Here is a 9,626-nt window from a genome sequence, read left to right as displayed (position 1 = left end):
CCCGAGGTGAACAGCAGGTAGGCGATGCCGTTCGGGTCGACATCGGGCGGCACCCAGGCGCCGGCGTCGACCAGGTCGCGCGCGCCCAGGAAGCGGTGCTGCGGCCACTGCGCAGCGAGATCGCTCACGTCGTCGTGGTCGGGCAGCAAGAGCAGCAGCGCGCCTTCCACTCCCTTCAGCACCTCGCCAAGCTGCGCCGCCCCGTGTGCGTCGACGATGAGGCTGCGGCACTCCGAGCGCACCAGCATCGCGTGCGTGCGGTCGGTGGGGAAGCCGGGGTTGAGCGGCACGTAGCCGTGACCACGGAACAACCCGCCCAGCACACCGGCGTAGGCGGTGATGGAACGGTGCGCGAACACCGCCGTCAGCAGCGGCTCGCCGGCGGGTGCATGGGCCCGCAGCGTCTGCGCCAGTGCGGCCGCCCGGGCACGCAACTGGGCATAGCTGAGCACCACCGAATCCAGCTGCAAGGCGGGCCGGTCGGCATGCTGCTGCGCGGAGCGCAGGAAGCCGGTGCTCAGGCTACGCCGCATCGCTCAGGCCACCTGGGTGAAGAACGCCGTGTACAGCGTGTTGATGCTGGTGAAGACCTCAGGCTCGATGTCGTCGGTGTCGACGTCTTCGCCGCGCAGGCTTTCGATGAACAGCACGAACTCGACGATGTCGAGCGACGAGAGGATGCCTTCTTCGAGGATCTTCGTGTCGTCGTTGAACGAGGCGGCCTTGGCGGGGGCCTTGGTGTGCTTGACGATCCAGCTGCGCAGCTTGGCGCGGACTTCGCTCTCTTGCATGTTTGTCCTGTCACCTCGTCAGAGCGAGGGCTCCTCGGCCAGCAGGCCCGTCTTGATGAAGTAGTTGACGACCTTGGCCGAAGCCTTCCGGCGCGCCTCGGCACACACGGGGTGCGACATGGCGAGTTGGCGCAGGTCGTACGCATCGGCCAGACCGGCGTCGCGGTACATGGTCGGGTTGTAGTAGTCACCCCAGGAGGCGCGCAGGTAGGCCACCAGCCATTCGCGAAAGCCCGCCAGCGTCTCGGGCGACCAGTCGGGCGAGTAGCGCGCGAAGAGCTCGGCCAGTTGCACACGCCCGAAGGCCAGGTGGCGCGCTTCGTCGATGTGGTGCACCTTGTTGATCTCGCGCACCAGTGCGTCGACGCGCTCGTCCTTCTCGATGGTCACGTTGAAGTAGTCGCCGAGCTCCTCGACCACCATCACCTTGCAGTAGAAGGCCACCTCTTCCTCGCCCTTGGCGTAGGTCTTGGCCAGTGTGATCTTCTTTTCGGGATACACCTTGCCGATGTAGCGGTTGCAGAACTCGCCGAACATCACCATGTGCTTGTTCTCTTCGTCGACGAAGTGGTGCAGGTACTCGTTGACGGAGGTGCTGTTGCCCTTGGCGTAGAGGCGGTCGACCAGGCCGGCCACCAGCGGGCGCTCGCCCTGAAGCACCAGGCTGAAGAAGTTGCCCAGTTCGTACAGGCTGAGCTTCTTCTGCTGCTCTTCGGTCAGCGCCTCATAGGCCGGCGTGCCGTAGATCGAGATCAGCTCGGGCGGCATGTACCAGACGTTCTGTTCCAGTGCCTCGGGCCAGTTGAAGGTGTTGTAGACGTCCCAGAGCTTCTTGCGCGAGGCCTTGGTCAGGCGCGTGGCGAGTTCGGATGCGGTTTCCATGGACTATTTCCTGCAGGGGAATGACGCTTTTGGAGGAGCGGAAGTATCGACATGAAGTCAAGCCCTTTGCAATCCCGCAAACCGGCGAATCACAGCGCCATGGGGCCGTGACCGTCCATATTTGTCAGATGAAGGCCTTGTGACACCTGGTCGAAAGGTTGCAGCGCTTCCTGCAGTGCGGGCGAAGCGGCGAAGAGCCGCTTGTCGGGCAGCACGGCATAGCCATTCTGGGCAAAGCCACGGGCCCAGCCGGGGTGGGACTGGTTCGAGACCACGATGTCGACGCCGCGCCGGGCGAGCACCTGCGTGGCGGCGGCGACCACCTCCCCCGCGTTCGCGGGGTCGGCCAGGCAATCGACGATGGAGCCCACGCGCAGGTCCCCGAAGCGGTGCTCGCCTTTCATCTGGGTGTCCATCACCAGCGCCCAGCCGATGGCCTGCCCGGCACGGTCGATGCGCAGGCGCGTCACCGGCGGCCAGGCCCCTTCGGGCGCCAGGGCATTCATCGAGGCAGCATCGCGCACGGCGATGGCACGGTAGCTGCCCTTGCAGCGCTCCCACAGTTCGTCGGCCCAGGGGCCGAAGCGCGGTACCTCGGTGGCGGTGGCGCTGAAGCGGCCGGGGTTCCTGAGCTTTGTCAGCGCGTGCATGGCACGCAGGCCCAGCCAGCCCAGGCCGGTGTAGGCCAGCGCATCGAGGACGACGCGGCGCGCGGACGTCTTGCGCAGTTGCGCATTCAGGCGCAGGAAACGCCCGGGCTTGGCGATCCACAGGCAGAACGGCGTGGGATGCAGCAGCCAGTTCATCTTGCGCAGCATCTGCACCACCGGCTGGTCGTCGCCGCCATGGCCCCAGCTGTAGAGCAGCGGGCGCTTCTTCAGCATGTCGCGGATCATGCGCAGGCCGAGCGTGCCGTGGCGCACGTCGATGGCGCCTTCGGAGAACGGGCCCTGCCAGTCGGTGACGACTTTCAGCTCGCCGTTGATGAGCCAGTCCTGCGGCTTGAGGGCGAAGGCCCCGCGCACGGCCTCATCGTCCTCGACCGCGAGGTAGTACTCGCGCCAGACGTTCTGGCCGTCGCGCGGGGGGATCCATTCGGGCTCGGGGTCGGGGTAGAAGCTCCATTGCGAGCCGCCGGCTTTCATGCGCTGGTTGAATGCCAGCACCGCCTCGCGCCGCTCAGCGCTGTGCGGGACGATCTGTATGGCCATGGTGTGCAGATGATGCCGCCGTGCTGGTAGGCAGGCCGCCGTGGAACAGCGCCGAGTTGCGCAGGATGTCGCGGAAGTAGTGCGGAGGATGGGTCGCAGGCTTGTCACGCTGGAACAGGCCACGCAGCTTCAAGGTGCTGAAGGCCAAGGCCCAGACCAGATCGGTCATTGCGGCATAGAAGCGGCCGTGGTTCTTGACCCAGTAGCGGCGGCGCGACTCGAACCAGTACTGCGGGCGCCTGTTGACCGTCTCTTTGTCGCCCGTCACGCCGGTGCTCTGGCCGGCGATGTGCACCACGCAGCTCTGCGGCACGTACCACGTGAGCCAGCCAGCGCGGCGCGCAGTGAGGCAGAAGTCGGTCTCCTCGAAGTAGAGGAAGTAGCCCTCGTCCATCAGGCCCACGCTGTCGAACACCTCGCGGCGCACCAGCATGCTGGCGCCGGGCAACCAGTCGACCTGCTCGTCGGTGTCGCCCATGCGGCGCAGCACGATGTGCTTCTTGAGCAGGCGGCCGACGAAGCCCAGGCGCAATCCACTGGCGAATTCGCTCAGGATCGACGGGAAGCGGAAGGCATAGGGCCAGGGCTGGCCGTCGCTGCCGATCATGCGGCTGCCGGCAATGCCCACGCGCGGGTGGCTTTCAAGGAAGTCAACCAAGGCCGTCAGCCCACCTGGGCGCACCTGGGTGTCGGGGTTGAGGATCCAGTAGTAGGCCGGTGGGTTGGTAGACGCCAAGGCCGGCCGCACCGCGGTGTTGTTGCCGTAGGAAAAGCCACCGTTCACCGGCGCGCGCACGAGCTCGGCCCAGCCCGACCAGCCCTCGGCGGCGATGGCCGCAGCGATCACGTCGGCCGAGCCATCACCCGAGCAGTTGTCGACCACGGTCACATGGGTGCCCGGGATGGCGGCCACCTCGGGCGCCAGCGAGCGCAGGCACTCCACCACCAGCTTGCCGGTGCGGTAGTTGACGATGGCGACGAGCACCGGCGGGCGCACCGGCGCCGTCGTGGCGGAAGGCACAGACATCGGGCCTCAGTCCACCGTCACCGGGCTGCGCTTCTCGCTGGCCGGCGCGGGCGCCGGAACCGCAGCCGGTGCAGCGGCAGTGGGGACCTGGGCCTTGGAGAGTGCGCTGTCGATGCGCTGCTGGATAGCAGCCGACAGCACCCGCACGTGGGGCTCCTGCAAGGCGCTCGAATGGCCGCCCGGGATCTCGACCAGCTCGACCTCGCCCTTCACGCGCGGCCCCCAGCCCATCAGGCGGTCAGAGTACTTCTCGGTGAAGGGAATGTCGCCCAGGCTGCCATCGCCCTGGCTGGCGCGGAAGAGCACCACGTCGCCGCTGTCGAACTGACCTTGCGGCACGTGCTCGCGGTGGGCAATTTCGTACAGACGCAGGTAGCTCAGCGCCGCCGATTCGGCGGCTGATGGGGTGGACGAGGCGGCACTGCCCTCGCCCTGCTCCCGCATCGACTTCAGCCTCTTCGCGTTCTGCTTCTTCTCGAGGCGGGATTCGATCTCCCACTTGATCAGGTTGAGCACCTTGCGCGCCATCACCGGCACGGCATGGCCCAGGCGCTGCAGCGTGGAGGCCGACGGGTCGTCCGACAAGGCCGACATGAAGCGGTTGAACCGCCCCCGCGCCGCGAGGAACGGGCGCTCCGCCGCATGCACGTCGGCCGCATCGATGATGCCCACGAACAGCGTCTTCTCGCCCTGGTCCTCGAGCTGGCGCGCCATCTCGAACGAGATCACGCCGCCCGCGCACAGGCCGGCCAGCAGGTAGGGGCCATGCGGCTGCACGCTGCGCATCTTCTCGATGTGCGCCGCCGCCATGTCGGTGATGCGGGTGTTGACGAAGCTGCCATCGGGGCGCATCTCGGGCTGCAGGCCGTAGACCGCATGCCCCGGTGCGAGCTGCAGCGCCAGCGTGCGGTACAGCAGCGTCTCGCCGTTGCCGTCGTGCACCATGAACACCGGCAACTTGTCGCCGCCCGGGCGGATGGGGATCAGCGTGCCGCTGCGTGGCACGGCAGCGGCCGGCGTGGCTGCGCCATCCGCAGCCTCCGAAGCAGCGTCTGCCGAGCCGGGTGGTTCGATCAGTGCAGCCAGCGTCTCGACCGTGGGCGCTTCCAGCAGCGCGGTGAGCGGCAGGGCCTTGCCGGTCTTCTTCTTCAGCTTGTTGATCACCTGCACGGCCAGCAGCGAGTGGCCGCCGAGGTCGAAGAAGTTGGCTGTGGCGCTCACGCGCTCGGCACCCAGCATGTCGCTCCACATCTGGGCGATCAGCTTCTCGGTGGCGGTGCTCGGCGCCTTCCAGTCGGCACCGGCCGGCGCGGCGGCGGCGTCATGGCCCTCGGCCGCAGCCTGGGCTGGCGCGCGCACCTGGGCCATCAGCGCGATCAGGTCTTGCGGCGACACCGCCACCTGCGGGCCGGCGCCCCAGGCCAGCACGCGCTCCAGCACCTCGGCACCTTCGTCGGACAGGATGCCGTCGCGCATGCCGACCGACAGGATGTTGTTTGCGATGGCCCGCGGCTTGGCTGGCGCCGCGGCGGCACGCGCTGGTGCGGCTGCTTCGCTGCGTGCCAGCAAGGCCTTGTCGCGCACGCGAATCATGGTGAAGTCGGTGATGTCGACCACCACGCGGCCCTGGTCGTCGGTGATGGTCACGTCGTAGCAGGCCAGGTCGTCGCCACCGTTCTCGTCGGCGTGGTAGCGCACGTGGCTGTGCAGCTTGGCGGTGAGCGGGCCGAAGATGCGCAGCGTGCCGTACGAAGCCGGTACGAAGAAGTCGCGCGACTCGTCGTAATCGGGCACCAGGGCCTGGGCGCCGCCGGTGGCCATGTCCATCAACGCAGGGTGCAACTGGATCTGCGCGAGGTCGCCGGCATACGCCGCGGACAGCTCGAGGGTCAGCAACGCTTCGCCTTGGCCGTAGTCGATGCGACGGATGTTGCTCCAGCGCGGGCCGAACAGCAGGTGGGCCTGCTTCTCGTCGCCCTGGAACACCTTGGCGCGCAGCGTGCAACGCGCGGCGATCTGCGCCACCGGCTCGGTGACCGGGGCCTGCGCGTCCACGTACGAGACGCTGCCGCGGACGTTCTCCGTCCAGGGCTGGTCGCTGCTGGTCACATCGGCGCTGCGGCTCACCACGCTGAAATGGTTGTTGACGGCTCCGTGCGAACGGATGTGGATGCGCAGGTCCTTCTCTTCGTCGTCGCGCACGGCGAACGGCGCGAGGAAGGTGACGTTGTGCAACTCCACCGCCTGCGGCTGCGGGCGCTGCACGAAGGCCGCGCGAACCAGCTCCAGGTAGCCGGTACCGGGGATCAGCGCATTGCCGCCGAGCACGCGGTGCTCATCCAGCAGCCAGTGCTGCTTGGCGCTGAAACGCGTGCTGTAGACGCGCTCGCCAGGGCCGTCGAGCAAGCAGCGCTGCACCAGCGGGTGCTTCACTTCGGTGCCTTCGGCATCGGCCAGGGCATCGGCGGACAGACCCAGCTGGTGGGCCAGCTCGGCGGCCATGCCCACCTCTTGCCACTGGCTCCAGTTGACTGCCACGGTGAAGGTCGCGTCGCGCGTGAAGCGCTCCTGTGCGTAGGCGTCGAGGAAGGCGTTGGCCGCAGCGTAGTCGATCTGCCCGGCCAGTCCGGCAAACGAGCTGATGGACGAGAACAGCACCACGAAGTCGAGCGGCGCACCCGCCAGCGCGGCTTCGAGCACCAGCGTGCCCTGCAGCTTGGGGGCGAGCACCGAGGCCGCGGTGGTGGCTTCCTTGAGCTGGATCACACCGTCGTTCAGCACGCCGGCCGTGTGCAGCACGCCATGCACGTCGCCGAAGCGGGCCTTGGCCTGCTTCACGGCGGCCTTCATCTGCGCCAGGTCGGTCACGTCGGCCGCGACGACCAGCACCTCGGCGCCCAGTGCCTCGAGCGCCATCACTTGGCGGATGCGCCGCACCAGGCCGGCATCGACATCGGGCTGCGCCAAATGGCGCGGCCAGTCGGTGCGCTCCGGCAGGCCCTTGCGGCTGACCAGCACCAGCTTGGCCTTGACCGTGCCCGCCAGGTGCTCGGCCAGGGCCAGGCCCACGCCGCCCAGGCCACCGGTGATCAGGTAGACACCCTGCTGGCGCAGGCGCTTGGCCACGCCGTCGAGGTGCGGCATCTGCGCAGGCTCGTAGTCCTGCACCCAGCGCTGCGCGGCGCGGTAGGCCACGATGTCGTCGCTGTGCGGCGCGGCCAGTTCGGCCACCAGGCCATCGAGCAGCAGTGCCTCCTGGCGCGAGCCCGCGGGCGGGATCTCGATGTCGATGCTCTCGCAGCGCACGTTGGTGAACTCGCACGGGATCACCTTGCACGGGCCGAGCACCGTGGCCTTGGCGGGCACCAGGCCGGTCTCGGTGGAGATGCGTTGCAAGTGGTCGGAGACGACGGCGATGCGCACCGGTTCGCTCAGGTCTTCGCGGCCCATGGCCTGGGCCAGGTGGAGCAAGCTGTAGAAGCCGTTGTGCTGCAGCTCATTGGCGGCGGCCAGGCTGAGCGCTGGCTTGGCGTCGCCGGTAAGCGTCCACAGGTGGTAGATGCGCTGCGGCGCACGGCCACTGCCGATCAGCGCGGCGAGCAGCTTGTCGTAGTCGGCACCGTTGCGTGGGTTGAGGATGAAGGCGTCCTTGCCGTCGCGGTGGTAGAGCTTGCCGGCGCGCGCGGTGATCACATCGACACCATCGGCACGCAGGCGCTTGGCCAGGCGCTCGCCGAAACCCAGCCCATCGATGAACAGCAGCGCAGTCACCGGGTTGGCAGGCTCATCCGACACCGGGGTCACCGGCAGCAACGGGGTTGCGGCACGCTTCCACACCGGCTGGTAGAACCACTCGCCGACGTCCTTGCGCTTGTGCAGCGAGCGTTCCGACGGCGCCAGCGCGCCCTTGCCCTTGCCGGGCTCGATCCAGTGGCGCTGGTGGTCGAAGCGGTAGGTCGGCAACTCGACGCGCAAGCGCCGCTCATCACCGCGGAACTTGTCCCAGTCCACCGTGGCACCCAGCCCCCAGAGGCGGCCCAGCACCGTCAGCACGAAAGCCTGGTCGTCGATCTTCTCGTCGGGGTGACGCAGCGAATTGAGCACCGCCTGCTGCGGCGCGCGTCCGGGGTGCTGGCGCGCCAGGCTGGACAGTGTGCGCCCTGCCCCCACTTCGAGCAGGATGCGCGCCGGGTCTTTCAGCAGTTCGCTCAGGCCGTCGGCAAAGCGCACGGTGTTGCGCAGGTGGCGCACCCAGTAGGCCGGGTCGGTGGCTTCGGCCGCGGTGATCCAGGTACCCGACAGGTTGGAGACGAAGGGCAGCGTCGGCGCGCGCATCTGGATGCGGCTGAAGAACTCGCCGAATTCCTTCAGGATGGGCTCGAGCATCGACGAGTGGGCCGCCACATTGATGCGCACGCGCGCAGCCTCGACCTCTTCGGCCTCGAGCCGCTTCTGCAGCGCTTCGAGCGCCGGCACCGGGCCCGAAGCCACGGTGAGCTTGGGGCCATTCACTGCCGCGATCGACAGCTCGGGTGACATGAAGGGGCGCAGGTCGGCCTCCGACATGGGCACGCTGAGCATGCCGCCTTCGGGCAGCGTCTCGAACAGGCGCCCGCGCAACTCGACCAGCGTGAGCGCATCCGACAAGCTGAACACACCGGCCAGGTGGGCGGCGGTGTACTCGCCCATGCTGTGACCGATCATGGCCGAGGGCGTGAGGCCCCACGACATCCACAGCTTGGCCTGGGCGTACTGGATGGTCAGCAAGGCCGGCAGGGCGAGCGACGGACGCTCCAGCTGCACGGCAGCCGCCTCTTCCTGCCCCGGCGCGGGGAACAGCAACGGGCGGATGTCGGTCTTGACGCGCGTGGTGAGGATGGCGAGGCACTCGTCGACGGCGGCACGGAACACCGGTTCGCTGCGGTAGAGGTCTGCACCCATGGTCGGGTACTGTGCGCCGCCACCGGCAAACATGAAGGCCACCGTGCGCGGCGTGTCGCCTTGCGCGACCTCGGTGAACACGCGCTTGTTGTCCATGCTGCGAAGCACGGCGACCGCATCGGCACCATCTTTCACAGCCACCACGCGGCGGTGCTTCATGGACTGGCGGCCCACACGCAAGGTGTGCGCGACGTCGGCCAGGTTCTGCTGCGGCTGCTGAGCCAGGTGATCGGCCAGCGCGGCGGAACCAGCATCGAGCGCACTCAGCGTCTTGGCGGACTGCACCAGGAGTTGATACGGGCGCGACGGCCCAGAAGGCTGCACTTTCGGCGCCTGTTCGAGGATCACGTGGGCATTGGTCCCGCCGACCCCGAGCGAACTCACGCCCGCGCGGCGCGGCGCGCCGGCCGCCGGCACCCAGGGCTTGAGCGTGGCGTTGACGTAGAACGGGCTGCGCTCGAAATCGCAGGCCGGGTTGTTCGCCTTGAAGTGCAGCGTCGGCGGCAACTCGCCATGCTGCATGGCCAACGCCACCTTTATGAAGCTCGCCACGCCGGCCGCGGTGTCGGTGTGGCCGATGCTCGACTTGACCGAGCCGATGCCGCAGTAGCCGACCGCATCGGTGCCCTGGCGGAAGGCCTGCGTCAGCGCAGCGACTTCGATCGGGTCACCCACCGGCGTTCCGGTGCCGTGGGCTTCGACGTAGGTGATGGTGTCGGGCGTGACGTTGGCCACTGCCAGTGCTTCAGCGATGGCCTGCGCCTGGCCGTCGAC

The 9,626-nt window shown here is 68.2% G+C and carries 6 protein-coding genes; all 6 read right to left on the bottom strand.

Going from position 1 to position 9,626, the window contains the following annotated elements; all coding sequences use genetic code 11:
• A partial coding sequence (locus VFL64_RS16100) for an AMP-binding protein (protein ID WP_489541392.1) occupies window positions 1-533 on the bottom strand: 533 nt, incomplete at its 3' end.
• A gap of 3 nt (window positions 534-536) precedes the next feature.
• The gene (locus tag VFL64_RS16095; RefSeq protein ID WP_489541391.1) at window positions 537-791 is read right to left on the bottom strand and encodes a hypothetical protein; all 255 of its coding nucleotides are present in this window, start codon (window positions 789-791) and stop codon (window positions 537-539) included.
• A gap of 18 nt (window positions 792-809) precedes the next feature.
• Window positions 810-1,673, bottom strand: coding sequence for a diiron oxygenase (locus VFL64_RS16090; protein WP_489541390.1), 864 nt, complete (start codon window positions 1,671-1,673; stop codon window positions 810-812).
• Window positions 1,674-1,762: 89 nt separating this feature from the next.
• Window positions 1,763-2,884: a hypothetical protein gene (locus VFL64_RS16085; protein WP_489541389.1), complete on the bottom strand. Its 1,122-nt coding sequence runs from the start codon at window positions 2,882-2,884 to the stop codon at window positions 1,763-1,765.
• Window positions 2,853-3,911, bottom strand: coding sequence for a glycosyltransferase family 2 protein (locus tag VFL64_RS16080; RefSeq protein ID WP_489541388.1), 1,059 nt, complete (start codon window positions 3,909-3,911; stop codon window positions 2,853-2,855). Before VFL64_RS16080 ends, VFL64_RS16085 begins: the two co-directional genes overlap by 32 nt.
• A 6-nt stretch (window positions 3,912-3,917) precedes the next feature.
• On the bottom strand, window positions 3,918-9,626 hold a 5,709-nt coding region (locus VFL64_RS16075), incomplete at its 5' end, for an SDR family NAD(P)-dependent oxidoreductase (RefSeq protein ID WP_489541387.1).

Source organism: Rhizobacter sp. (genome assembly GCF_035702065.1).
Classification (GTDB): domain Bacteria; phylum Pseudomonadota; class Gammaproteobacteria; order Burkholderiales; family Burkholderiaceae_C; genus Rhizobacter.
Note: the sequence above shows the minus strand (reverse complement) of the source record. Positions and strands in the feature narration are given on the sequence as shown.

Bases quoted from the DNA above. Each gene is read 5' to 3' on its own strand.
- VFL64_RS16095 (WP_489541391.1), bottom strand. From the start codon at position 791: ATGCAAGAGAGCGAAGTCCGCGCCAAGCTGCGCAGCTGGATCGTCAAG.
- VFL64_RS16090 (WP_489541390.1), bottom strand. From the start codon at position 1,673: ATGGAAACCGCATCCGAACTCGCCACGCGCCTGACCAAGGCCTCGCGC.
- VFL64_RS16085 (WP_489541389.1), bottom strand. From the start codon at position 2,884: ATGGCCATACAGATCGTCCCGCACAGCGCTGAGCGGCGCGAGGCGGTG.
- VFL64_RS16080 (WP_489541388.1), bottom strand. From the start codon at position 3,911: ATGTCTGTGCCTTCCGCCACGACGGCGCCGGTGCGCCCGCCGGTGCTC.